The sequence below is a fragment of the Pseudomonas sp. 30_B genome, assembly GCF_017491605.1.
Classification (GTDB): Bacteria; Pseudomonadota; Gammaproteobacteria; order Pseudomonadales; family Pseudomonadaceae; genus Pseudomonas.
The window spans coordinates 107332-129567 of record NZ_JAFGYY010000013.1 but is presented as its reverse complement, the minus strand read 5'-3'; the positions used below and the strand labels follow the sequence as shown (position 1 = coordinate 129567).

19 protein-coding genes are annotated in these 22236 nt (G+C 66.5%); 9 read left to right on the top strand and 10 right to left on the bottom strand.

Annotated elements, in window-relative coordinates; genetic code table 11:
• Positions 1-32: 32 nt before the first annotated feature.
• Entirely contained in the window at positions 33-938 is a 906-nt protein-coding gene (gene rimK / locus J5M67_RS16185; RefSeq protein ID WP_207886360.1) for a 30S ribosomal protein S6--L-glutamate ligase, read from the bottom strand.
• Positions 935-1378 (bottom strand): ATP-dependent zinc protease, encoded by a 444-nt coding sequence (locus J5M67_RS16180; RefSeq protein ID WP_279381575.1) that lies wholly within the window; start codon positions 1376-1378, stop codon positions 935-937. Before J5M67_RS16180 ends, rimK begins: the two co-directional genes overlap by 4 nt.
• Positions 1379-1512: 134 nt before the next feature.
• Here J5M67_RS16180 and J5M67_RS16175 point away from each other — a divergent pair, with 134 nt between their 5' ends.
• Positions 1513-1905, top strand: a complete 393-nt coding sequence (locus J5M67_RS16175) for a S4 domain-containing protein (RefSeq protein WP_207886358.1) — start codon at positions 1513-1515, stop codon at positions 1903-1905.
• 48 nt (positions 1906-1953) lie between these two features.
• On the opposite strand, the gene J5M67_RS16170 is transcribed toward J5M67_RS16175, so the two are convergent.
• Positions 1954-2754, bottom strand: coding sequence for a phosphatase PAP2 family protein (locus J5M67_RS16170; protein ID WP_207886357.1), 801 nt, complete (start codon positions 2752-2754; stop codon positions 1954-1956).
• Positions 2755-2873: 119 nt separating this feature from the next.
• Between J5M67_RS16170 and hslO the strand changes: the two genes are divergently transcribed.
• The 5 genes from hslO (at position 2874) to J5M67_RS16145 (ending at position 9973) form a co-directional block, all read left to right on the top strand.
• A complete protein-coding gene (hslO, locus tag J5M67_RS16165; RefSeq protein WP_207886356.1) occupies positions 2874-3767 on the top strand; it encodes an Hsp33 family molecular chaperone HslO in 894 nt (297 codons plus the stop codon).
• A 168-nt stretch (positions 3768-3935) separates the two neighbouring features.
• On the top strand, positions 3936-5477 hold the full coding sequence (locus J5M67_RS16160) for a phosphoenolpyruvate carboxykinase (protein WP_207886355.1): 1542 nt from the start codon (positions 3936-3938) through the stop codon (positions 5475-5477).
• A gap of 191 nt (positions 5478-5668) precedes the next feature.
• Positions 5669-7606: an ATP-dependent DNA helicase RecQ gene (locus tag J5M67_RS16155; RefSeq protein WP_207886354.1), complete on the top strand. Its 1938-nt coding sequence runs from the start codon at positions 5669-5671 to the stop codon at positions 7604-7606.
• 114 nt (positions 7607-7720) lie between these two features.
• Positions 7721-9220, top strand: coding sequence for an NAD(P)/FAD-dependent oxidoreductase (locus J5M67_RS16150; RefSeq protein ID WP_207886353.1), 1500 nt, complete (start codon positions 7721-7723; stop codon positions 9218-9220).
• A gap of 150 nt (positions 9221-9370) precedes the next feature.
• Positions 9371-9973 (top strand): nitroreductase family protein, encoded by a 603-nt coding sequence (locus tag J5M67_RS16145; RefSeq protein WP_207886352.1) that lies wholly within the window; start codon positions 9371-9373, stop codon positions 9971-9973.
• Positions 9974-10223: 250 nt separating this feature from the next.
• On the opposite strand, the gene J5M67_RS16140 is transcribed toward J5M67_RS16145, so the two are convergent.
• Genes J5M67_RS16140 through J5M67_RS16130 form a run of 3 tightly spaced genes read right to left on the bottom strand, consistent with a single transcriptional unit; the run spans position 10224 to position 12840 of the window.
• A complete protein-coding gene (locus J5M67_RS16140) occupies positions 10224-10736 on the bottom strand; it encodes a dihydrofolate reductase (protein ID WP_207886351.1) in 513 nt (170 codons plus the stop codon).
• Positions 10737-10756: 20 nt separating this feature from the next.
• Positions 10757-11821 (bottom strand): hypothetical protein, encoded by a 1065-nt coding sequence (locus J5M67_RS16135; RefSeq protein ID WP_207886350.1) that lies wholly within the window; start codon positions 11819-11821, stop codon positions 10757-10759.
• Positions 11818-12840 carry a hypothetical protein gene (locus J5M67_RS16130; RefSeq protein ID WP_207886349.1) on the bottom strand — a complete coding sequence of 341 codons (1023 nt, stop codon included), beginning with the start codon at positions 12838-12840 and terminating at the stop codon, positions 11818-11820. The genes J5M67_RS16135 and J5M67_RS16130 overlap by 4 nt, the downstream gene beginning before the upstream one ends.
• A gap of 181 nt (positions 12841-13021) precedes the next feature.
• Here J5M67_RS16130 and J5M67_RS16125 point away from each other — a divergent pair, with 181 nt between their 5' ends.
• Together J5M67_RS16125 and J5M67_RS16120 are read left to right on the top strand one after the other, a co-directional pair.
• A complete protein-coding gene (locus J5M67_RS16125; RefSeq protein ID WP_207886348.1) occupies positions 13022-14398 on the top strand; it encodes a DUF2868 domain-containing protein in 1377 nt (458 codons plus the stop codon).
• A complete protein-coding gene (locus J5M67_RS16120) occupies positions 14391-15764 on the top strand; it encodes a GTPase/DUF3482 domain-containing protein (RefSeq protein WP_207886347.1) in 1374 nt (457 codons plus the stop codon). The genes J5M67_RS16125 and J5M67_RS16120 overlap by 8 nt, the downstream gene beginning before the upstream one ends.
• Positions 15765-15844: 80 nt before the next feature.
• On the opposite strand, the gene J5M67_RS16115 is transcribed toward J5M67_RS16120, so the two are convergent.
• Positions 15845-16312, bottom strand: coding sequence for a metallophosphoesterase family protein (locus J5M67_RS16115; RefSeq protein ID WP_207886346.1), 468 nt, complete (start codon positions 16310-16312; stop codon positions 15845-15847).
• A 50-nt stretch (positions 16313-16362) separates the two neighbouring features.
• A complete protein-coding gene (locus tag J5M67_RS16110) occupies positions 16363-17754 on the bottom strand; it encodes a nucleobase:cation symporter-2 family protein (RefSeq protein WP_207886345.1) in 1392 nt (463 codons plus the stop codon).
• Positions 17755-18027: 273 nt separating this feature from the next.
• On the opposite strand from J5M67_RS16110, the gene J5M67_RS16105 reads away from it, so the two are divergent.
• Positions 18028-18486 (top strand): prepilin-type N-terminal cleavage/methylation domain-containing protein, encoded by a 459-nt coding sequence (locus J5M67_RS16105; protein WP_207886344.1) that lies wholly within the window; start codon positions 18028-18030, stop codon positions 18484-18486.
• Between the two features lie 226 nt (positions 18487-18712).
• Here the strand turns inward: J5M67_RS16105 and ilvD are convergent, their stop codons facing one another.
• On the bottom strand, positions 18713-20551 hold the full coding sequence (ilvD, locus tag J5M67_RS16100; RefSeq protein ID WP_207886343.1) for a dihydroxy-acid dehydratase: 1839 nt from the start codon (positions 20549-20551) through the stop codon (positions 18713-18715).
• Between the two features lie 438 nt (positions 20552-20989).
• Positions 20990-22186, bottom strand: coding sequence for a class I SAM-dependent rRNA methyltransferase (locus J5M67_RS16095; RefSeq protein WP_207886342.1), 1197 nt, complete (start codon positions 22184-22186; stop codon positions 20990-20992).
• Positions 22187-22236: the final 50 nt, after the last annotated feature.

The following is a 22236-nucleotide window of genomic DNA, read 5'->3' as shown; positions in this document are numbered from 1 at the left end:
GGTTCGCGAGCAAGCTCGCTCCTACAGGGGAGTCACCCTTTACCCTTGGTCCTGGCCAGATGCGGCCCGCCATTCTTCTCCAGGTATTCGATGATCACCCCGGCGACGTCCTTGCCGGTGGTGGTCTCGATGCCCTCCAACCCCGGCGAGGAGTTCACTTCCATCACCAGCGGGCCGTGGTGGGAGCGCAGGATGTCCACGCCCGCGACCTTCAGTCCCATGATCCGCGCGGCGCGGATGGCGGTCATGCGTTCTTCCGGAGTGATCTTGATCAGGCTGGCGCTGCCGCCGCGGTGCAGGTTGGAGCGGAACTCGCCGGGCGCGGCCTGGCGCTTCATCGAGGCGATCACCTTGTCGCCGACCACGAAGCAGCGGATGTCGGCGCCGCCGGCTTCCTTGATGTACTCCTGCACCATGATGTTGTGCTTGAGCCCCATGAAGGCTTCCAGCACGGATTCGGCGGCCTTCTCGGTCTCGCAGAGCACCACGCCGATGCCCTGGGTGCCTTCCAGCAGCTTGATCACCAGCGGCGCGCCGCCGACCATCTCGATCAGGTCCGGCACGTCGTCGGGCGAATGGGCAAAGCCGGTGATCGGCAGGCCGATGCCCTTGCGCGACAGCAGTTGCAGCGAGCGCAGCTTGTCGCGGGAGCGGGCGATGGCCACCGATTCGTTGAGGGGGAACACGCCCATCATCTCGAACTGCCGCAGCACGGCGCAGCCGTAGAAGGTCACCGAGGCGCCAATGCGCGGGATCACCGCGTCGAAACCTTCCAGCGGCTGGCCGCGATAGTGGATCTGCGGCTTGTGGCTGGCGATGTTCATGTAGGCGCGGAGGGTGTCGATCACCACCATCTCATGGCCGCGTTGCTGCCCGGCCTCCACCAGTCGACGGGTGGAATACAGACGCGGATTGCGCGACAGCACAGCAATTTTCATTGATCACCTGAAGGGGTGGTGGGAACCATGATGAGAGGTTTTTCCTGGACGTAGGTCAGGCCGGGATTGACTACCAACTGGCCATGGACCAAAGCCTTGGAGCCTAGCAGTACCCGGTAGCGCATGGTCTTGCGGCAGGCCAGGGTGAATTCCACCGGCCAGGCGCGGTCGCCCAGGGCCAGCAGGGTGCGGATCACGTAGCGGGTCTGGGCCTGGCCGTTGGAGCTCTTGATGGTCTTCATCGTCACCACCGGCGCCTCGCAGCGGTGGCGGCGTTGCACCTGGGTGCCAAGGTGGGCGACGAAGCGCACCCAGCTCTGGCCGTTGCGTTTGAACGGCACGATGTCGCTGGCATGCAGGCTGGAAGTGCTGGCGCCGGTGTCGATCTTCGCGCGCAGGCCGACCATGCCCAGTTCGGGCAGGGCGATCCACTCGCGCAAACCTATTACCGACAGCTGGTCGAATGTCTTCAAGGCAGGCGTCCCCGGCGTTTGCCGGCATTCTAGTCAGGCCGGTTGTGCCCCGCCAGCGGGGCGCGCGGTACACTCTCAGACCCACGTGACGAGGTTATGAAGTGAGCGAGAAAGACGACGACAAGGTCCGCCTGGACAAGTGGCTGTGGGCGGCGCGCTTCTACAAGACCCGTTCGCTGGCCAAGGAGGCCATCGACGGTGGCAAGGTGCATTGCCGGGGCGAGCGCTGCAAGCCAGGCAAGGAGCCGAAGATCGGTGAGGAATACGTGATTCGCACCGGCTTCGACGAGCGCACGGTGGTGGTCAGGGCGCTGTCCATGGTGCGTCGCGGCGCGCCCGAGGCCCAGTTGCTGTATGAGGAGACCGCCGACAGCGTGAAGCGCCGCGAGGACGCCTCGGCCATGCGCAAGGCTGGCGCGCTGGGCGTGCAGACCGACGGGCGGCCGACCAAGAAGCAGCGCCGCCAGTTGTTCAGTTTCCGCGATCAGGAATGATCGACCGGGGAGGGCGGCAGGCGCGCCTCGCCGGGATCGGGCAGTGCGTCAGGCCGCGACGACGCTCAGGCGATTGAGCAGCGGAATCCTGGCGGCCAGGCGGAACAGCGGGTCGGTCCAGCGCACCAGGGCGGCGCTGGCCGTGGCGGCGAATGGGGTGAAGCAGCTCCAGGCCAGGGCCAGCAGCGCCATCTGCACGCCGCCGATGTAGTCGTCCTGGCCCCAATGGGCGCCGGCCACCAGGCGCGGCAGCATGAACAGCAGCGCCAGGCCCCAGATCACCACCCACTGCAGGGCGGTGCGGGCGAACAGGGTGAGGAACAGCGCCCAGATCAGCAGCACCGAGGCGTGGTCGCCGGGGAAGCTGCGGGCGGAGTCGTCCTTCACTTCGAGGAGTGTGTCGTCCCACTGCGGGAAGTAATGCTCCAGGCGCACCGCGTCCGGCGCGACGGTCGAGATGCTCGGATGCTGCCAGCCCAGCTTGTGGGCGAGCTTGGCGTAGAGAACGCGCACCACGACCAGCAGCAGGGCTGTGCAGAGGAAGCCGAAGGTGGCGGCGCGGGCCTGGACCGCCTTGAAGATCCAGTCGCCGCGGATCAGCAGGAGCAGCAGGATCACGCCCACCAGCAGGTCGAAGGCCCGGGTGCTGGCCACGGCCCAGGTCAGGCGCCAGATTTCATTGGTCGCCAACGGCTGGTTGAGCAGGCTGAACAGGCTGAAGTCGAACAGGTTCATCGCGGCGCGGGCGGGCTCCCAGAGCCACAGCAGGAGCAGTGCGAGCGCGAAAAGATGACAGGCGATAAAGGGCTTCCAGGACCAGGTGGCTTGGAACGGATTGGCTTTATCCATAAAATCGATTCCCCCCTTACGGAACCACCCCAGTACGGGTGGGTGCTGCAAAGCGCGCTTTATAGGCCTTTGCCATCAACTTGTCATTTATTTGTGCCTCTCCCAGCGTTGTGCCCAGCATGTCTCAGATCGATCAAAGTCAGCGTTTCCTGTTCGACAACACCGATGTCCGCGGTGAACTGGTGGAGCTCGAACGCAGCTACGCCGAAGTGCTGGCCAAGCACCCCTACCCGCAGCCGGTCGCCCAGCTGCTGGGGGAAATGCTAGCCGCCGCCGCGCTGCTGTGCGGCACCCTGAAGTTCGATGGCCTGCTGGTGCTGCAGGCGCGCTCCAACGGCGCGGTCCCGCTGCTGATGGTGGAATGCTCCAGCGACCGCGAAGTGCGCGGCCTGGCCCGCTATGACGCGGAGGCCATTGGCGATGCCGCCGGGCTCGCCGATTTGATGCCCCATGGCGTGCTGACCCTCACCGTCGATCCGAAGAAGGGCAAGCGCTACCAGGGCATCGTGCCGCTGGAAGGCGCGACCCTGGCCGAGTGCCTGTCGACCTATTTCGCCACGTCCGAGCAACTGCCGACCCGCTTCTGGCTCAATGCCGACAGTCGCCGCGCCCGTGGCCTGCTGCTGCAGCAACTGCCGGCCGACCGTCAGCGCGACGCCGAGTCCCGCGAAGCCAGCTGGCAGCACGTCATCACCCTGGCCGACACCCTCACCGCCGAGGAACTGCTGGGCCTGGACAACGCCACCGTGCTGCACCGCCTGTACCACGAGGACGACGTGCGCCTGTTCGACCCGCAGCCGCTGGTCTTCCGCTGCAGTTGCTCGCGGGAACGCTCGGCCAACGCGCTGGTCAGTCTTGGGCAGGAAGACGCCGAGCGTCTGCTGGCCGAGGAGGATGGCGAGATCGTCATCGACTGCCAGTTCTGCAACCAGCGCTACCGTTTCGACGGTTCGGACGTTGCCCAGCTGTTCTCCGGCGGAGGTAGCAAAACGCCGTCAGAAACCCGCCATTGACCGCTTCTATCCGTCCGATAGCCGCACCAATGGCGCTCTTGCCAGATCAGAGGCTGCACGAAAACAGTTCTTTTCTGGCATAATCCCGCGACTTTTTTCCGCGGTAGTGGGAATTAGAAGTCACTACGCAATGTTTGGAGGACTCGGCTTCGGCCGACGGGGACCCACATGACGCAAGCCAATAAAGCCGTTTACACCGACATCAGCGTTGCCCAACTGGTCGAGGAAGCCATTCGCCGCGGCGAAGGCGAACTCGCCGACAACGGCTCACTGGTCGTACGTACCGGCCACCGCACCGGCCGCTCGCCTGCCGACCGTTTCATCGTCGAAGAGCCGGGCAGCAAGGACTTCATCGCTTGGGGCGCCATCAACCGTCCGTTCCCGGCCGACAAGTTCGATGCCCTGTGGGACCGTGTCCAGGCCTTCAACAACGCCCAGGACCACTTCGTTTCCCACGTCCATGTAGGTTCGGCCCACGACCACTACCTGGCCGTCAAGATGACCACCGCCACCGCCTGGCAGAACCTGTTCGGTCGTGCGCTGTTCATCGAGCCCGAGCAGTACAACCCGGCCGGCCGCGAAGAATGGCAGGTCCTCAACGTCGCCAACTTCGAGTGCGTGCCCGAGCGTGACGGCACCAACTCCGATGGCTGCGTGATCCTCAACTTCGCCCAGAAGAAAGTGCTGATCGCCGGCATGCGCTACGCCGGTGAAATGAAGAAGGCCATGTTCGGCGTGCAGAACTACCTGCTGCCGGAAAAAGACGTACTGCCGATGCACTGCGCCGCCAACATCGGCGAAGCCGGCGACGTCACCCTGTTCTTCGGCCTGTCGGGCACCGGCAAGACCACCCTGTCCGCCGACGAAAGCCGCTACCTGATCGGCGACGACGAGCACGGCTGGGGCGAAGGCGTTGTCTTCAACATCGAAGGCGGCTGCTACGCCAAGTGCATCGACCTGTCCGAGAAGAACGAGCCGGTCATCTGGAAAGCCATCAAGTTCGGCTCCGTGCTGGAAAACGTCGTCCTCGACGAGAACCGCACCCCGGATTACGCCGATGACAGCCTGACCCAGAACTCCCGCGCGGCCTACCCGCTGGAGCACGTCGAGAAGCGTTCCGAGAAGAACCTCGGCGGCGAACCGAATGCCGTGATCTTCCTGACCTGCGACCTGACCGGCGTTCTGCCGCCGGTGTCGATCCTGAACAACGAGCAGGCGGCCTACCACTTCCTGTCCGGCTACACCGCGCTGGTCGGTTCCACCGAAATGGGTTCGGGCGGCGGCATCAAGTCGACCTTCTCCACCTGCTTCGGCGCACCCTTCTTCCCGCGTCCGGCTGGCGTCTACGCCGAGCTGCTGATCAAGCGCATCAAGGCCTTCGGCTCCAAAGTCTACCTGGTCAACACCGGTTGGACCGGCGGTGGCTATGGCGTCGGCAAGCGCTTCAACATCCCGACCACCCGTGGCGTGATCGCCGCCATCCAGAGCGGTGCTCTGATCGGCGCCGAGACCGAGCACCTGGACATCATCAACCTGGACGTGCCCAAGGCCGTTCCGGGCGTCGAGACCGTCCTGCTCAACCCGCGCAACACCTGGGCAGACAAGGCCGCCTACGACGAAGCCGCCAAGGGCCTGGCCAGCAAGTTCATCGAGAACTTCAAGAAGTTCGACGTGAGCGACGCCATCAAGAACGCCGGCCCGCAGCTGTAAGCGAGCCCGTTCTGCGAAAGAGCCGCCTTCGGGCGGCTTTTTCATTGGCGCCTCGGAATGGTCCTACGCCATTGGGCTCTTCGTAGGAGCGAGCTTGCTCGCGAACAGCCCAGCTCCGGTTCGCGAGCAAGCTCGCTCCTACAATGACGCTTTCTAGGCTGGGTGGATTGCCTAGTAAAGGAGTACTCCCCATGCACGACACCCTCGAACGCGTCTTCGGCTTCCGCCAGTTCCGCCCCGGCCAGGAGGCCGCGGTCAGCGCCGTGCTGGCCGGGCGCTCGGCGGCGGCGATCTTCCCCACCGGCTCGGGCAAGTCGCTGTGCTACCAGCTGCCGGCGCTGCTGCTGCCGCACCTGACGCTGGTGGTGTCGCCGCTGCTGGCGCTGATGCAGGACCAGCTCGCCTTCCTCACCCGCCATGGCATCGCCGCCGCCAGCATCGACTCGGCGCAGAGCCGCGAGCAGACCGCGCAGACCATGGCCCGCGCGCGCAGCGGCGAGCTGAAGGTGCTGATGATCTCGGTGGAGCGCCTGAAGAACGAGCGCTTCCGTAACTTCATCAGCGAGGTGCCGATTTCCCTGCTGGTGGTGGACGAAGCGCACTGCATCTCCGAATGGGGCCACAACTTCCGCCCTGACTACCTGAAGTTGCCGGACTACCAGAAGCAGTTCCGCATCCCTCAGGTGCTGCTGCTGACCGCGACGGCGACGCCAGCGGTGATCGCCGACATGCGCGCCAAGTTCGCCATCGCCGAATCCGATGTGGTCACCACCGGCTTCTACCGTGCCAACCTCGATCTGCAGGTGGAACCGATTTCCAGCGCCGCCCGCCGTGCACGCCTGGTGCAATGGCTGCGCGAGCGCTCCGGGCAGCCGGCCATTGTCTACGTCACCCAGCAGAAGACCGCCGAGGAGGTCGCCGCGCACCTGGCCGAGCGTGGCATTCCCGCCTGCGCCTACCACGCCGGGATGGAACACCCGGAACGCGAAGGCATCCAGCGCCGCTTCATGGAGGGCGCGCTGAACTGCATCGTCGCCACCATCGCCTTCGGCATGGGCATCGACAAGAGCGATATCCGCCAGGTGGTGCACTACGACCTGCCCAAGTCGCTGGAGAACTACAGCCAGGAGATCGGCCGCGCCGGGCGCGACGGCCAGCGTTCGGAATGCCTTGTGCTGGCCAACCGCGACAGCCTCAACGTGCTGGAGAACTTCGTCTACGGCGACACGCCCGAGCGCGAGGGCATCCGCACTGTGCTGGAGGAAATCCGCCAAGCGGCTGGCGATCAGGGGGGCGGCCAGTGGGAAACCATGCTGGTGCCGCTGTCGGACCAGTCCAATATCCGCCAGCTGCCGCTCAAGACGCTGCTGGTGCAGCTGGAGCTGCGCGGCATCATCGCGCCGCGTTTCGCCTATTTCGCCGAATATCGCTACAAACTGCTCATCGATTCCGCTGCGCTGCTCGGTCATTTCGAGGGCGAGCGGCGACAGTTCGTCGAGGCCATCCTCACCACCTCGGCCCGCGCGCGGACCTGGGCGACCCTGGACTTCGATACCCTCTACAGCCGCCACAGCGCCGAGCGCGCACGGGTGGTGAAGGCGCTGGACTACTTCCAGGAACGCGGCTGGGTGGAGCTGGAAAGCAAGCAGATGACCGAGGTCTACTCGGTGCTCGATGCGTCCTTCGCTGTGGATAAGTTGAGCGACGAGTTGCACCGCTACTTCAAGCGCCACGAGGAGAGCGAGATCGCGCGCATCGGCGCCATGCTCGAGCTGCTGGCCAGCGAGGATTGCCTGAGCTGGCGCCTGGCGCATTACTTTGGCGACCAGCAGGCACCCCGGCATTGCGGACACTGCTCGGTGTGCGCCGGCCACGTCGCCCATCTGCCGGAGCCGCCCGCGCTGCCGCCGCTGGACGGCCAGTCGCTGCACAACCGCTGCGCCGCTTTCCTGGAGAAATACCGCAGCGCCCGTGGTGCAACGCCAAGCGCCGACTGCATCACGCGCTTTCTCTGCGGCATCAGCGTGCCGGCCTTCACCCGCATGCGGGCGCGCACGCTGCCCGGTTACGCGACGCTGGAGGACTACCCCTGCGCCAGGGTGCGCGACTGGGTGCAAGCGCAGCTGTAACCGCGCAGGCGCCGCGCACGACTAAAGGTCGGCGTGGCGCCGCCGGGCTCCCTTGTAGGGTGTGGAGAGGCATTCCTGCCTAGACTCACCAGGGCGTCGCAAGAGGAACCCCGCATGTCCGTCGAGCACTTGGATGTACTGATCATCGGCGCCGGCCTGTCCGGCATCGGCGCCGCCTGCCACCTGCAGAAGCAGTGCCCCGGCAAGACCTACGCCATCCTCGAAGGCCGCGAGGCCATGGGCGGCACCTGGGACCTGTTCCGCTACCCGGGCATCCGCTCCGACTCGGACATGTACACCCTGGGCTACAACTTCAAACCCTGGACCGATCCCAAGGCCATCGCCGATGGTCCGTCGATCCTCAACTACATCCGCGAAACCGCCCGCGAGTATCGCGTCGAGGACAAGGTCCGCTACCGTCACCGGGTGCTCAAGGCCGACTGGGACAGCAACGCAGCGCGCTGGAACCTCACCGTGCAGCGCGGCGACGAGGAAGAGCCGGTGCGCATGAGTGCGCAGTTCCTCTTCATGTGCACCGGCTACTACCGCTACGACGCCGGCTACACCCCGGACTTCGCCGGGCGCGAGAGCTTCGCCGGGCAGGTCATCCACCCGCAGCTGTGGCCTTCGAGCCTCGACTACAGCGGCAAGCGCATCGTGGTGATCGGCAGCGGCGCCACCGCGGTCACGCTGATTCCCTCGCTGACCGACAAGGCCGCCCACGTCACCATGCTGCAGCGTTCGCCGTCCTACGTGATCACCCTGCCGGCGAAGGACCCGATCTCCAACTTCCTGCGCAACTTCCTGCCGGAGAAGTGGGTGTACCGCCAGGCGCGTGCGCGCAACGTGACCATGCAGATGATCTTCTTCATGGCCTCCAAGGCGTTCCCCGGTCTGGTGCGCAAGCTCATGCTCAAGCTGGCCAACCTGCAGCTGGGCAAGGATTTCGACATGCGCCACTTCAGCCCGCGCTACAAGCCGTGGGACGAGCGCGTGTGCTGCGTGCCCGACGGCGACCTGTTCAAGGCGCTGCGCCAGGGCCGCGCCTCGGTGGTCACCGACCACATCGAGCGCTTCACCGAGAAAGGCATCCTGTTGAAATCCGGGCAGGTGCTGGAGGCGGACGTGATCGTTACCGCCACCGGACTGGACCTGGTGATGTTCGGCGGCGCGGAACTGGCCATCGACGGCAAGCCCTTCGACGTCACCCAGAGCATGGGTTACCGCGGCATCATGTTGCGCGACTTGCCGAACCTGGCCGCCATCGTTGGCTACACCAACGCCAGCTGGACGCTCAAGGCCGACCTTTCCAGCGAATACTTCTGCCGCCTGATCAACCACCTCGACGCCATCGGCATGCGCCAGTGCACGCCGCGCCAGACCGCCGGGCAGGTGAAGGAAGAACCCTTCCTCAACCTCAACTCCGGCTACATCCAGCGCGCCGCCGACCGCATGCCCAAGCAGGGCGACCGCACGCCGTGGAAGCTCTACCAGAACTACGCGCTGGACCTCGCCCTGCTGCGCTTCGGCAAGGTCGAGGACGGTTACCTGGCCTTCACCTCGCCCAGACAGCGCCAGGCCACGGCGGCGCCGGTGGAAGCGCTGGAGGGCTGATTCCTCCGCCGGGCCCCCGCTATCACGGTGGGGGCTGCGCTGTCCCATCGAGACATCGGATAGACATTATCGATACGCCGCTCTGCAACTCGGCTCCCGCACGGATTACCATGCGCGCCATTCGCAAACATGCAGGCCAGAGGAATTTCCATGCATATCGATGACGCCATCCGCAGCCGCCGTTCCATCCGTGGCTTCGACACCTCCTACGTAATGAGCCGTGAGGAGAAGGACGAACTGCTGCAACAGGCGCTGCTCGCCCCCACTTCCTTCAACCTGCAGCACGTGCGTCTGGTGGAAGTCAGCGACCCGCAGCTGCGCGCGCAGATTCGCGAAGCCGGCTGGAACCAGGTGCAGATGACCGAAGCCTCGATGCTGGTGGTGGTCTGCGCCCGGGTCGACAGCTGGGAGCAGGATGCCCAGCGCGTGTGGGACGGCGCCCCGGCTGAAGTGAAGAACTACATGGTCGGCGCCATCGACGGCTACTACCGCGACAAGCCGCAGACCCAGCGCGACGAAGCCATGCGCAGCTGCGGCCTGGTGGCCCAGACCCTGATGCTCGCCGCCCGAGGCCGTGGCCTGGACAGCGTGCCGATGGTCGGCTTCGACTTCGATGCTGTGGGCAAGCTGATCAACCTGCCGGACAACCACGTGATTGGCCTGATGATCGCCGTGGGCAAGCAGGCAGTGGAAGCCAAGCCGCGCATCGGCCGCCTGCCGCTGGAAGAGACGATCATTCGCGATCGCTTCTGAGCCAGATGAAACGCGCCTTCGGGCGCGTTTCTGTTTTTGCGTGGCGCGCTGCCCACCGGTGTGCCCATGTCGTTCCCTCACCCTAACCCTGGCTGCGCGCCCCGCTCCTGAGGGAGAGGGGACTGACCCGAGCGCTCTGGGAGTCCAGCATCAGCCGGTGAGTCAGGGAGAGCAGAATCTATCTCGGCACGTACGGCCCCTCTCCCCTTGGGAGAGGGTTGGGGTGAGGGGCTTTGAATGCGCAGGGCTATCAGGTCCGCTCCCAAACCTCAAACGCATAAGCCGGCGTTTCGCCATCCGCCTCATGCTCGATGCTCGACGCCAGGCGCCAGCGCTTTTCATCCACCGCCGGGAAATGTGCATCGCCCGCCGGACTCAGCCCTACGCGAGTCAGGTACAGCCGCCCGGCGCGTTCCAGCGCTTCGCTATAGAGCTGCGCGCCGCCGATCAGCATCAGTTCCTCGGCTTCCTCTTCCTTCGCCCACTCGGCGGCGCGCTCCAGCGCGGCATCGAGGCTGGTGAAGACTTCCGCACCTTCGAGCTTGAGGCCCTGCTGGCGGGTGACCACGATGTTCAGCCGGCCCGGCAGTGGGCGGCCGAGGGAGTCCCAGGTCTTGCGGCCCATGATCACCGGCTTGCCCAGGGTCATGGCCTTGAAGTGCTTGAGATCCTGCGGCAGGTGCCAGGGCAGGCGATTGTCGACGCCGATCACGCGGTTCTCGGCAAGGGCGGCGATCATCGCCAGGGGCAGGACTTCGGACATCGTGACTCCAGTGGTGAACATCAGCGGGAACTCCCGTTGCCAGAGGATACCAGTCGCACCTCCCCGGTGGGACCGGGCGGTGGTACGCGCATGAAGAAGGTGCCGTCCTCGTTGACCTGGGTGATGCCCGTGGCCAGCACCTTGCGATAGTCCTTGAGGTTGAAGGCCAGGGTCTGGTCCGGCCGCTCGGCCTTGAGCAGCACCTGGGCATAGGTGATGAGGATCTCGAAGATCTTCAGGTCGCCCGACTGCAGCCAGATATAGGACTGCCCGGCCTGGCGCGGCGGCTCGAAGGCCAGCGCGGCGGCACCTGGCTTCGGCGCGAACTTCAGGTGCAGGCCCTGGGTGTCCAGCCAGCTGGACTCCACCCGTCCGCCGATGCCCACCAGCGGGAAGACCTGGTGGTAGTTCAGGTGCATCACGTTGTCCTGCAGCACCGCGCCGGGGCGGTTCAGGGTCACCAGCGAGTCCAGGCGCAGGCCCACCAGGCTCATGGCGCCGTAGCTGGGCACGCCGAGCACCTTCACGCTGTCGGGTTGGTAGTCGATGTTGTCGCCATTGAGTGTCACCGTGCCGGACAGTCGCAGCGGCAGCCAGGGGCCGACGCCCAGCGGCTGTACTTCGCCGGAGACCAGCAGGCGGTCGCCTTCCACGCTCAGGCTGAAGTTGCGCAGCATGGTTTCCGGGTAGGCGAGGATGTGCTGGTTGAACAGGTTGGCAAGCTGCTCGGGGTTGAGGATCACCTCGCCCTCGGAGACCTCGATGCGCATGTCCTGCGGGCGGTCGAAGTCCACCGGCTCCCCGGCCTTGAGCGGCACCAGCCAGCCCTTGAGCTGCGGGCTGTGGAAGCCGACGCCGCCCTGGAAGTACATGTCCACGTTGTTCAGCAGGATGCCCACGCCGTCCTGGCCGGAGTCGCGCAGGCCGCCGGGGCGGGTCGCCTTGAAATCCGGCGCCGGCGGCGTCTGCTGGAACCAGCCCTGGCGCAGCACGCCCAGTTCGCGCTGCTGCCTGTCGATGGCGCTTTCGGCGGCGGCCTGGCCGGCCAGCGCGAGGCAGAGCAGGGCGGCAAGGAGGGTTCTCATAGGGCTTTCTCCTCCGGGGCCGGCGCTTTTACGGGTGAGACGGCGATGTGCACCATGCCGTCCTCGCGCAGGCGGATTTCGCCGTACTGCAGCTGGCGGCGGTAGTCGTAGAGGTTGAACAGCAGCGGCGCGTCGGGGCTCAGGCTGGTGAACAGCGCGTAGGCCTTCACCAGGATGGTCCGCGCCATCTTGATGTCGCCGCCCTCGATGAACATGTAGCTCTGCGGGGCCTTCAGCTGCGGCCATTTCAGCTCGGCCAGGTCGCCGCCCAGCAGCAGGTCCATGCCGCCGTCGGCGAGCTTCAGGCGGCGCACGGTGAAGTCCAGGCGCGGCGGCGGGAACAGGCCGTCGAGGTCGACCAGGATGCGGTTGCCGATCAGCTGCATGTGCGCGGTGTGCAGTTGCAGCACCTCGGACATCTCGATGGACGCGGCTGCCAGCGAGGGGGTGACGTCCACCCCGTCGACGAAGATGCGCTGCGGCACCAGCGCCACCTTCAGCGGCCCGGCCTGCTCGATCCCGGTGACCATCCGCAGCGGCCGCCAGCGGCCCTTGCGCAGCAGTTCGCCGTGGACTTCCTGGCCGTCGGCGCGGGTGCTGAGCCTGAGGTTGCGCACCGGGGCGTTGGCGTTGCGCAGCTCCTCGTTGAGCAGCGTGGCGAGGGTCGCGTCGGCGACGAAAATGTCCCCGGCCTGGATGTGCGCGACCATGGACTTCGGATCATCCAGCATCAGCGGCGTGCCGCTGCCCGCCACCGGGCTCATCTGGATCAGCATCCTGCGGATGAAGAAGCCGATATCGTCGTGCAGGCGGAAGTCGGTATGGCTGATCCACAGTTGCGAGGTATTGCTGTCGGACTGCCGGGCGCTGACGTTGGCGTCCAGCACGCGCGGCGGCACCGCCTGCATCAACGGGGTGTCCGGGCCCCAGTCGGAGGGGCGCACCGGCGGTGTTTCCACGGCAACCGCGGTGGCGGCGGCCAGCAGCAGGGGCAAGGCACTGAGCATCGAGCGCAGCATGGCGAGGCCTCGTTCTTGTTGTTGTAGGCAGGTTGCTGTCGGGCGAGTCTGAGGCCGCAGACGAGCGCCGTGAGCCCTTCCTTGGTTTGGTTGACCGCAGAAGGTGTTACCGGCGGTCCTGGCGGACGCGAGGGCGAGCAGCGGTTATGCTTTGCTCTCAGTACCGATTGTCGGAGACCCCGTGAGCGAGTCCGCCCTCCAATCCCTGTGGCTGTGCGAGGCCGTACGCCTGCGCGAGGAACAGGTCGGTCCCCTGGAAGACAGCGAAGCCAACCGCCGCGCCATCGTTGCGGGTGGCGACCTTGCGCGGCGCCTGCAACACCGCGCGCTGCTGCTCGCCGGGCGTGACGGCCAGCGCGCCGCGCTGCGCACCTGGGTGCAAGGCTCGCGCCTGGCGCTGTATGTCCTGCTGGCGCTGGCCCTGTTCACCGGCGGCGGCCTGGCCTTTGCCGCCCTCGGCGACGGCCTGCGCCCGGTCAACGTGTTCTGGGCCCTGGCCAGCCTGCTGGGCCTGCACCTGATTACCCTGATCGGCTGGATTCTGGCCTTCTTCGCCAGCGGCGAGGCGGCCGGCGCACTCGGCCGCCTGTGGCTATGGCTGAGCGGCAAGCTCGCCCGCGATGCCCAGGCCGCGCAACTGGCGCCCGCCCTGCTGGTGCTGCTGGACCGCCAGAAGCTCACGCGCTGGGCGCTCGGCCTGCTGGTCCACGGTCTGTGGCTGGTGGCGCTGACCAGCGCGCTGGGCGTGATGCTGGCGCTGCTGGCGACGCGGCGTTACGGCTTCGTCTGGGAGACCACCATCCTCGGCGGCGATACCTTCATCGCCCTGACCCAAGGCCTTGGCGCGCTGCCGTCGCTGCTCGGCTTCCCGCAGCCGGACTCGGAACTGGTGCGCGCCAGCGGCGATGCCCTGGTGGCCAGCGAGAACGCGCGCCACGCCTGGGCCGGCTGGCTGGTGGGCATCCTGCTGGTGTACGGCGTGCTGCTGCGCGGCGCGCTCTGGCTGCTCTGCCTGTGGCGCTGGAAGCGCGGGCGCGCGCAGCTGGCGCTGGATGTCTCGCTGCCCGGCTACGCCCTGCTGCGCGAGCGCCTGATGCCGGCCAGCGAGCGCCTGGGTGTCAGCGATGCCGCACCGGACGAACTGGTCGAACCGCAGGCGCAGGCTCCCGCGAGCACCGCCGACGGCGCCGTACTGGTGTCTATCGAACTGCTGGACCGGCCCAACTGGCCTCCGAGGCTGCCGGAAGGCATCGCCAATGCCGGCGACCTCGACGACGGCGCCCAGCGCCGCCGCCTGCTGGAACAACTCACCCGCTACCCGCCGGCACGCCTGGTGATCGCCTGCGACCCGCGCCGCTCGCCGGATCGCGGCACCCTGGCGTTGATCGCCGAGCTCTCGCGCTGCGCCGCCGCCAGCCGCGTCTGGCTGCTCCAGGCGCCGACGGGCGAAGCGCTGGACGCCGAGCGCCTGGGCGACTGGCACGCCTCCATCGAACGCCTGCAACTGCCGCACACCTCGGCATCGCCGCTGGGCTGGCTGGAGACCGGGCATGACTGATGCGCTGAAACTGGCCGTGGTCGGCCACACCAACGTCGGCAAGACCTCCCTGCTGCGCACCCTGACCCGCGACGTGGGCTTCGGCGAAGTGTCCCACCGCCCCAGTACCACGCGGCATGTGGAAGGCGCGCGGCTGTCGGTGGACGGCGAGCCGCTGCTGGAGCTGTACGACACGCCCGGCCTGGAAGACGCCATCGCCCTGCGTGACTTCCTCGACGGTCTGGAGCGCCCCGGCGAGCGCCTGGACGGACCGGAAAAGCTGCGCCGCTTCCTCGACGGCAGCGAGGCCCGTGGCCGCTTCGAACAGGAGGCCAAGGTGCTGCGCCAGTTGCTCGCCTCCGACGCCGGCCTCTACGTGATCGACGCCCGCGAACCGGTGCTGGCCAAGTATCGCGACGAACTGGCGGTGCTCGCCGCCTGCGCCCGGCCACTGCTGCCGGTGCTGAATTTCGTCGCCAGCCCGCAGCACCGCGAGGAGCAATGGCGCGAGGCGCTGTCCCGTCTCGGCCTGCATGCTCTGGTGCGTTTCGACAGCGTGGCGCCGCCGCTGGATGGCGAGCGCCGGTTATATGAAAGCCTGGCACTGCTGCTGGAGCGCGCGCGCCCGCAGCTGGATCGGCTGGTGGCCGATCATGAAGCGCAGACCATCGCTCGCCGCGAAGCCGGTGCGCGATTGATCGCCGAATTGCTGGTGGATGTTGCCGCCTGCCGCCAGCTGGTGCCCGCCGGCGACGCCGCCGTGCGCGCGGCTACCGAGACGCTGCGCAACCAGGTGCGCAAGCGCGAAGACACCTGTGTGAAGGCGCTGCTCAGCCTCTATGCCTTCCGCAAGGACGACGCCCGCGCGGCGGACCTGCCGCTGCTGGACGGGCGCTGGGGCGACGACCTGTTCAACCCGGAAACCCTGCGCCAATTGGGCATCCGCCTCGGTGGCGGCGTCGCGGCCGGCGCGGCGGCTGGGGCGGGGATCGATCTGCTGGTGGGCGGCCTGACGCTTGGCGCGGCCACTGCGCTGGGCGCCATCGCCGGCGGCGCCTGGCAGACGGTCGGACATTATGGCCAGCGCCTGCTGGGCAAGCTCAAGGGCAGCCGCGAGCTGTCCGTGGATGACAGCGTGCTGCGCCTGCTCGCGCTGAGGCAGCGCCAGTTGCTGGCAGCCTTGCAGGCGCGCGGGCATGCGGCGGTGGAGGCGATCCAGCTGCAATCGCCCGAGGACGAGCAGTGGCGCGAGGGCAAGCTGCCCGAGGCGTTGCGCAAGGCGCGGGCGCATCCGGAGTGGTCCAGCCTCAATGGCGGCCGGCGGAGCGAGAAGAGCGAGCGGCAGGAGGCGGTGGCGCAGTTGTCCACGCAGTTGCTGGAGCCCTAATACACCCGTAGGAGCGGGCCATGCCCGCGATCGCGCGCATGGCGCGCTCCTACAGGGTCGTGCCATCGCATCGTCGGTGCTCAGGCCAGCGAGATCATCTCCACCTCAGCCTTCCCGTCAGTCAGAGCCAGGATCGCCAACGCAATCGGCAACTTGAACCGCCTCGGTCCGGCGCTTCCCGGGTTCAGGTACAGCACCCCATCGCGCACCTCGTTCAGCGGCTTGTGCGAATGCCCCGCCAGTACCACGTCGAAGCCCTCTGCGCGGGGATCGACGGCCAACTGCTTGAGGTCATGGATCAGGTAAAGCCGCAGCCCGCCCAGCTCCAGCAGCAGCGTGTCCGGCAGCGCGTCCGCCCAGTCTCCGGTGTCGTTGTTGCCGCGCACCACGTCCAGCGGCGCCAGCGCACGCAGCTGATCGAGGAGGGATTCGGGGCCGATATCGCCCAGATGCAGGATATGGTCGCAGCCTTTCAGCGCCGCCAGCGCTTCAGGACGCAGCAGGCCGTGGGTGTCGGCGATGACGCCGATGCGCAGGGAAGTGGTCATGCCAGGGAGCATAAACGACGACGCCACCCGAAGGTGGCGTCGTGGCGGGATCAGCCGTTGTGCGAGGCCTTGGCGGCGTCGGATTCGGGCAGGAACCAGTTGAGCAGCAGCGCGCAGATGCCGCCGGTCGCCACGCCGGATTCCAGCACGTTGCGGATCGCGTGGGGCATGTGCGCGAGGAACTCGGGCACCTGAGAGATGCCCAGGCCCAGCGCCAGGCTGACGGCGATGATCAGCAGCGCACGGCGGTCCAGGTGGGTGCCGGCGAGGATATTGATGCCGGAGGCGGCGACCGCGCCGAACATCACCATCACCGCGCCGCCGAGCACCGGCTCGGGCACGGCCTGGATCACCCCGGCGACGCTGGGGAACAGGCCCAGCACGACGAGCATCGCGGCGATCCACAGGCCGACGTGGCGGCTGGCGACGCCGGTCAGCTGGATCACGCCGTTGTTCTGCGCGAACACCGAGCTGGGGAAGGTGTTGAACAGGCCGGCCAGCAGCGAGTTGGCGCCATTCACCAGCACGCCGCCCTTGATGCGCTGCATCCACAGCGGGCCTTCCACCGGCTGCCTGGAGATCTTGCTGGTGGCGGTGACGTCACCGATGGCTTCCAGCGAGGTCACCAGGTAGATCACCAGCATCGGGATGAACAGGCTCCAGGAGAAGCCCAGGCCGAAGTGCAGCGGCACCGGGACCTGGAAGGCCGGCGCCTCGTGCATGCCGGTGAAGTCCAGGCGGCCCAGGTAGCCGGCCAGCGCGTAGCCCACGGCGAGAGCGATGATGATGGCGCCGCTACGCATCCACACCACCGGAATGCGGTTGAGGATGACGATGATCGCCAGCACCAGGCCCGACAGCATCAGGTTCTCGCCGTTGGCGAAGGTGCCGTTACCCATGGCCGAGAAGCCGCCGCCCATGCTGATCAGACCGACCTTGATCAGGGTGAGGCCGATCATCAGCACCACGATACCGGTGACCAGCGGGGTGATCAGGCGCTTCACGAAGGGCAGGATGCGCGACACGCCCATCTCCACGAAGGAGCCGGCCATGACCACGCCGAAGATGGCGGCCATCACCGCTTCCACCGGGGTGCCGTTCTTCACCATCAGCGCACCGCCGGCGATCAGCGGGCCGACGAAGTTGAAGCTGGTGCCTTGGACGATCAGCAGCCCCGCGCCGAACGGCCCGAAGCGCTTGCACTGGACGAAGGTGGCGATGCCGGAGATCACCAGCGACATCGACACGATCAGGTTGGTGTCGCGCGGCGACACGCCCAGCGCCTGGCAGATCAGCAGGCCGGGGGTGACGATGGGCACGATGATCGCCAGCAGGTGCTGCAGCGCGGCGAGCAGGGCGATCGGCAGGGCGGGGCGGTCTTCCAGGCCGTAGACCAGATCGGGCTGATCCTTGGCGGCGGACGGGTTCTCGAAGGAGCTCATGGGGGCGGTCCGGGAAAAAAAGAGCGCGATTTTACTGGCCTGCGCCGGGATCGCACAGTGCCATGAGGCAACGAAGGACGAGTGGGCGGAGAGGAAGTAAGAACCTGTCCTGTAGGACAGGACTGGCTGTAGGCCTGGTTTGCGTAAAAAAGGACTGAAATTCAGATGGTTATGAGGAAACGTCTGAATGTAGAACTTGGTTTACGCGACTTCACTGCACTGCATCCGGTGCCATCGGTGGCTCCGGACACCATCCAACATAAGGAATTGATGATGAGCAACGTGCAGCGCGGATTCACCCTGATCGAACTGATGATCGTCGTGGCGATCATCGGCATTCTGGCTTCGGTTTCGCTTCCCCTGTATTCGGATTATTCCTCGCGTTCGCGGGCTGCGGCGGCAAAGACCGAGTTGTCCGGGGTGAAGACGGCAGTCAGTCTCTGTCTTGCCGAGGCGAAAATTAGCGAATGCAAGGCGGGCGCCTACGGGATTCCCGAAGAGGTCGCGGCGACGGCGAACATCACCGGCGAGTATTCGGTGGAGAACGGCGTCATCAAGGCGACTACCGGCGCGACCAATGCCGACGGAGATCCGCTGACCATTGAGTTGACGCCGAAGAAGGACGACAAGCTGGGGAATATCGTGTGGAAGGAAAGCGGCACGATCTGCAATGCGAGCCGTGGGCTCAAGCCGGGCTCCGGTGATTGTCCGATTTCCAAAGACGAGTCATAAGACCTGGTTAGTCCGCCCTACCACTTGGCTGCGGAGTCGCATGAACCTGTAGGAGCGAGCTTGCTCGCGAACGGAATTCCCGACTGCACCGGAGCTGGGCCGGTTCGCGAGCAAGGACTGGGCGTCCCCCTCGGTCCTACGAAAAGCGGATCATTGCAACGAGATGCACCGTAACCGAAACAAAAAAGCCCGGCATTCGCCGGGCTTTTTCTTACCGCTGCAAGGCTCAGCCTTCCAGCAGAGACTTGTCGCGCACCGCACCCTTGTCGGCGCTGGTGGCCAGCAGGGCGTAGGCTTTCAGCGCGGTGCTCACCTTGCGAGCGCGCGGCTGGGCTGGCTTCCAGCCCTTCTTGTCCTGCTCGACGCGGCGGGCGGCCAGTTCTTCATCGCTCACCAGCAGGTTGATGCTGCGGTTGGGGATGTCGATCAGCACCTTGTCGCCGTCCTGCACCAGGCCGATGGCGCCGCCCGCGGCGGCTTCCGGCGAGGCGTGGCCGATGGACAGGCCCGAGGTACCGCCGGAGAAGCGGCCGTCGGTGAGCAGGGCGCAGGCCTTGCCCAGGCCCTTGGATTTCAGGTAGCTGGTCGGGTACAGCATTTCCTGCATGCCCGGGCCGCCTTTCGGACCTTCGTAGCGGATGATCACGATGTCGCCCGGCTTCACTTCGTCGGCGAGGATGCCCTTCACGGCACCGTCCTGGCTCTCGAAGATCTTCGCGCGGCCTTCGAACACGTGGATGGATTCGTCCACGCCGGCGGTCTTCACCACGCAACCGTCCAGGGCGATGTTGCCGTACAGCACGGCCAGGCCGCCTTCCTTGGAGTAGGCGTGCTCGACGCTGCGAATGCAGCCTTCGGCGCGGTCATCGTCCAGGGTCGGCCAGCGGGTGCTCTGGCTGAACGCAACCTGGGTCGGGATGCCGGCGGGGCCGGCCTTGAAGAAGGTGTGGACCTTCTCGTCCTGGGTCTGGGTGATGTCCCACTGGGCGATGGCGTCGGCCATGCTCGGGCTGTGCACGGTCGGCACGTCGGTGTGCAGCAGACCGCCACGGGCCAGCTCGCCGAGGATGGAGAAGATGCCGCCGGCGCGGTGCACGTCTTCCATGTGGTACTTCTGGATGTTCGGCGCGACCTTGCACAGCTGCGGCACCTTGCGCGACAGGCGATCGATGTCGCGCAGGTCGAAGGCGATCTCGGCTTCCTGGGCGGCGGCCAGCAGGTGCAGGATGGTGTTGGTCGAACCGCCCATGGCGATGTCGAGGGTCATGGCGTTCTCGAACGCCTTGAAGCTGGCGACGTTGCGCGGCAGCACGGACTCGTCGCCTTCGCCGTAGTAGCGCTGGCAGAGTTCGACGGCCAGGCGGCCGGCGCGCAGGAACAGCTGCTCGCGGTCAGAGTGGGTGGCCAGGGTCGAACCGTTGCCCGGCAGGGACAGGCCCAGGGCTTCGGTCAGGCAGTTCATCGAGTTTGCGGTGAACATGCCGGAGCAGGAACCGCAGGTGGGGCAGGCGCTGCGCTCGTACTCGGCGACTTTCTCGTCGGAGCAGGAGTCGTCGGCGGCGGCAACCATGGCGTCCACCAGGTCCAGGCCGTGGTTGGCCAGCTTGGTCTTGCCGGCTTCCATCGGGCCGCCGGAGACGAAGACCACCGGAATGTTCAGGCGCAGGGCGGCCATCAGCATGCCGGGGGTGATCTTGTCGCAGTTGGAGATGCAGACGATGGCGTCGGCGCAGTGGGCGTTGACCATGTATTCGACGGAGTCGGCGATGATCTCGCGCGACGGCAGGGAATAGAGCATGCCGTCATGGCCCATGGCAATGCCGTCGTCCACGGCGATGGTGTTGAATTCCTTGGCCACGCCGCCGTGTTTTTCGATCTCGCGGGCGACCAGCTGGCCCAGGTCCTTCAGGTGCACGTGGCCGGGCACGAACTGGGTGAAGGAGTTGGCGATGGCGATGATCGGCTTCTTGAAGTCTTCGTCCTTCATCCCGGTGGCGCGCCAGAGGGCGCGGGCGCCGGCCATGTTGCGGCCGTGGGTGGAGGTTTTAGAACGGTAATCGGGCATGACGGGTTCCTGCGCATCAGGTCACGGTGGGAGCCGTTCCGGGTCTTTCGTGCGGCGGCGTACAGCGGGTAGGGCTGGCCGGCGAGACCTTGAGCGGACTCTGATTTCGTATCGTGAGCGCGGTACGCACCGGATGCAAACAGCAGATGGCCTTGCATGGGCGAGGTCGGCGCGGGGCGTGGCGGGGTCACCGCCTGCTCGGCCGGGGCTCACAGGCCCGCCGGGGGATAAATGGCAGGAATGCCCGGATTCTACGCCGGCCCTTGCCGCCAGGGAAAGGCTGGCGGTCGGCAGCGGCCCGCACTTTTGCCACGAATGGCGCTGCCTGAACCTGGGTTGCCACATTTTCGGGTCCCGAGAGGGCGGATGCGATGAAATGAAAACGGGGCGCTTCCCGGCAGGAAGCGCCCCGTTATCGTTCGCCAAAATGCCCGGGTCTTAGCCGTTGGGCAGCAGGCGCACGGTCAGGCTCTTGATGTAGCGGGTCTCGTGGATCGCCGGGTGCACCGGGTGGTCCGGGCCCTGGCCGCCGCGCTCCAGCAGCTGGATGTTGCGGTCCAGGTGGCGGGCGCTGCCCAGCAGGATGTCCTGCAGGTCGTCCTCGGGCAGGTGCATGGAGCAGGAGGCGCTGACCAGGATGCCGTCCTTGGACAGCAGGCGCATGGCCTGTTCGTTGAGGCGGCGATAGGCGGCCTCGCCGTTCTTCAGGTCCTTCTTGCGCTTGATGAAGGCGGGCGGGTCGGCAACGATCACGTCGAAGCGCTCGTCGGCGGCCTTCAGCTCGCGCAGGGCTTCGAACACGTCACCTTCGACGCAGGCGACCTTGTCGGCCACGCCGTTCAGCGCGGCGTTGCGCTCCACGCCGTCCAGGGCGAAGCCGGAGGCGTCGACGCACATGACGTCGCTGGCGCCGAAGGCCGCGGCCTGGATGCCCCAGCCACCGATGTAGCTGAACAGGTCGAGCACGCGCTTGCCCTGCACATAGGGCTGCAGGCGAGCACGGTTCATGCGGTGGTCGTAGAACCAGCCGGTCTTCTGGCCGGCCAGCACCGGGGCCTCGAACTTCACGCCGTTCTCTTCCAGGGCGACCCATTCAGGGACTTCGCCGTAGGCGTTGGCCACGTAGCGCTCCAGGCCTTCGGCATCACGGGCGCTGGAGTCGTTCTTCCACAGCACGGCGCTGGGCTTGAGTACCTGCAGCAGGGCGGCGAGCACGTCGTCGCGGTGCTTTTCCATGGTCGCCGAGGCGAGCTGGACCACCAGCACGTCGCCGAAACGGTCCACTACCAGGCCCGGCAGCAGGTCGGAGTCGCCGTAGACCAGGCGGTAGAAAGGCTTGTCGAACAAACGGTCACGCAGGCTCAGGGCAACGTTCAGGCGGTGAACCAGCAGGGATTTGTCGAGAACGTGCTTGGTATCGCGGGAAATCAGGCGGGCGCAGATGAGGTTGTTCGGGCTCATCGCCACGATGCCCAGCGGCTTGCCGTTGGCCATTTCGAGGATGGCCTGCTCGCCGGCGCCAAAACCGTTCAGCGGGGTGGCGGCAACGTCCACCTCATTGCTGTAGACCCACAGGTGGCCGGCGCGCAGGCGGCGCTCGGCGTTGGCTTTCAGACGCAGGCTGGGCAGGGTCATGGGGAAAGGCTCCGGCAAAAGAGCGCGATTATAGCGCAGCGGCACGCGCC

What these genes read in the sequence shown, in the direction of transcription:
- rimK (WP_207886360.1), bottom strand. Translation starts at nt 938, where the DNA reads ATGAAAATTGCTGTGCTGTCGCGCAATCCGCGTCTGTATTCCACCCGT.
- J5M67_RS16170 (WP_207886357.1), bottom strand. Translation starts at nt 2,754, where the DNA reads ATGGATAAAGCCAATCCGTTCCAAGCCACCTGGTCCTGGAAGCCCTTT.
- hslO (WP_207886356.1), top strand. Translation starts at nt 2,874, where the DNA reads ATGTCTCAGATCGATCAAAGTCAGCGTTTCCTGTTCGACAACACCGAT.
- J5M67_RS16160 (WP_207886355.1), top strand. Translation starts at nt 3,936, where the DNA reads ATGACGCAAGCCAATAAAGCCGTTTACACCGACATCAGCGTTGCCCAA.
- J5M67_RS16155 (WP_207886354.1), top strand. Translation starts at nt 5,669, where the DNA reads ATGCACGACACCCTCGAACGCGTCTTCGGCTTCCGCCAGTTCCGCCCC.
- J5M67_RS16150 (WP_207886353.1), top strand. Translation starts at nt 7,721, where the DNA reads ATGTCCGTCGAGCACTTGGATGTACTGATCATCGGCGCCGGCCTGTCC.
- J5M67_RS16145 (WP_207886352.1), top strand. Translation starts at nt 9,371, where the DNA reads ATGCATATCGATGACGCCATCCGCAGCCGCCGTTCCATCCGTGGCTTC.
- J5M67_RS16140 (WP_207886351.1), bottom strand. Translation starts at nt 10,736, where the DNA reads ATGTCCGAAGTCCTGCCCCTGGCGATGATCGCCGCCCTTGCCGAGAAC.
- J5M67_RS16135 (WP_207886350.1), bottom strand. Translation starts at nt 11,821, where the DNA reads ATGAGAACCCTCCTTGCCGCCCTGCTCTGCCTCGCGCTGGCCGGCCAG.
- J5M67_RS16130 (WP_207886349.1), bottom strand. Translation starts at nt 12,840, where the DNA reads ATGCTGCGCTCGATGCTCAGTGCCTTGCCCCTGCTGCTGGCCGCCGCC.
- J5M67_RS16120 (WP_207886347.1), top strand. Translation starts at nt 14,391, where the DNA reads ATGACTGATGCGCTGAAACTGGCCGTGGTCGGCCACACCAACGTCGGC.
- J5M67_RS16115 (WP_207886346.1), bottom strand. Translation starts at nt 16,312, where the DNA reads ATGACCACTTCCCTGCGCATCGGCGTCATCGCCGACACCCACGGCCTG.
- J5M67_RS16110 (WP_207886345.1), bottom strand. Translation starts at nt 17,754, where the DNA reads ATGAGCTCCTTCGAGAACCCGTCCGCCGCCAAGGATCAGCCCGATCTG.
- J5M67_RS16105 (WP_207886344.1), top strand. Translation starts at nt 18,028, where the DNA reads ATGAGCAACGTGCAGCGCGGATTCACCCTGATCGAACTGATGATCGTC.
- ilvD (WP_207886343.1), bottom strand. Translation starts at nt 20,551, where the DNA reads ATGCCCGATTACCGTTCTAAAACCTCCACCCACGGCCGCAACATGGCC.
- J5M67_RS16095 (WP_207886342.1), bottom strand. Translation starts at nt 22,186, where the DNA reads ATGACCCTGCCCAGCCTGCGTCTGAAAGCCAACGCCGAGCGCCGCCTG.